1 pseudogene is annotated in these 1,033 nt (G+C 71.2%); it reads left to right on the top strand.

The annotated features are described in order from the left end of the window. Positions 1-161: 161 nt before the first annotated feature. Positions 162-1,033 (top strand): annotated as a pseudogene (locus BLR51_RS27105) (phage tail protein); the annotation flags it as partial.

The following is a 1,033-nucleotide window of genomic DNA, read 5'->3' as shown; positions in this document are numbered from 1 at the left end:
TTCCGGCGCGGGCGCTGGCGCAGCCATGTCGGGCTGCATGTGGCGCGCGGGCGCATGCTGCATATGGACGAGGGCGGCTCGCAGCTCGCTGATCCCGACGGCCCGCTCTGGCGCAGCCGCTTTGTCGGCGCCTTCCGGCATCGGGCGCGGGAGGAGCAAGCATGAGCATTCCCGTTCTCACCGCCCCGTTGCTGGATCCCGGTGCCGCGCGCGAGCGGCTGGAACTGCCCGAGGGGCTGTCTCTGGCCGAGATCGTCAGCCAGGCGCTGCCCGGGCTCCTGGCCGAAGACCGGAGCCAGCTGCGGGTGATGCTGGTCAGCCAGACCGGTGCTGCGGTCATCGAGCCGCGCTTCTGGCACGTCACCCGGCCCAAGGCGGGGGTGCAGGTGGTGATCCGGCTGGTGCCCGGCAAGGGCGGGGCGCGGTCGATCCTGCTGGCGGTGGTCGCCGTGGCGGCCCTGGCGCTGGCGCCGAGCGTGGCGCCGCTCTTCGGCAAGGCGTTCGGGGCCAGCAAGCTGGGGCAGGCGCTGGTCGGCATCGGCCTCAACCTGCTGGGCGCGGCGCTGGTCAATGCCATCGTGCCGCCGGTGGTGCCGGATCAGGACAGCCGCCGCAATCGCTATCTGGTCTCGGGCTGGGCCAACGAGCTGCGCCCCGGTGAGGCGCTGCCCCTGGTGCTGGGCCGCCTGCGCGTCGCCCCTGTGCATCTCGCCACTCCTTATATGTCGATCATTGGCGAGGATCAGTATGTCACGGCTCTGTTAAGCTGGGGTTACGGGCCGCTCTCCATCTCCGACATCCGCATCGGCGACACGCCGCTGTCGGAGTTCGACGAGGTGGAGACCGAGCTGCGCGAGGGCTGGCCCGGCGATGCGCCGGTCTCGCTTTACCCCGAGCAGGTGGTGGAGGATGGCGACGGGGTGGAGCTGGTGCGGCCCATGCCGCGCAATGACGCGGGCGAGATCATCGACGGCGCCGAGCCCATCGAGACGCCGGTGGTGCGGGTCACCGCCAGCAATGCCATCCGGGCGTC

Origin of the sequence: Salipiger marinus, assembly GCF_900100085.1 — a bacterium.
In the GTDB taxonomy this organism is placed as follows: domain Bacteria; phylum Pseudomonadota; class Alphaproteobacteria; order Rhodobacterales; family Rhodobacteraceae; genus Salipiger; species Salipiger marinus.
The sequence above is the reverse complement of the archived record's forward strand: the minus strand, read 5'-3'. Positions and strand labels throughout refer to the sequence as shown.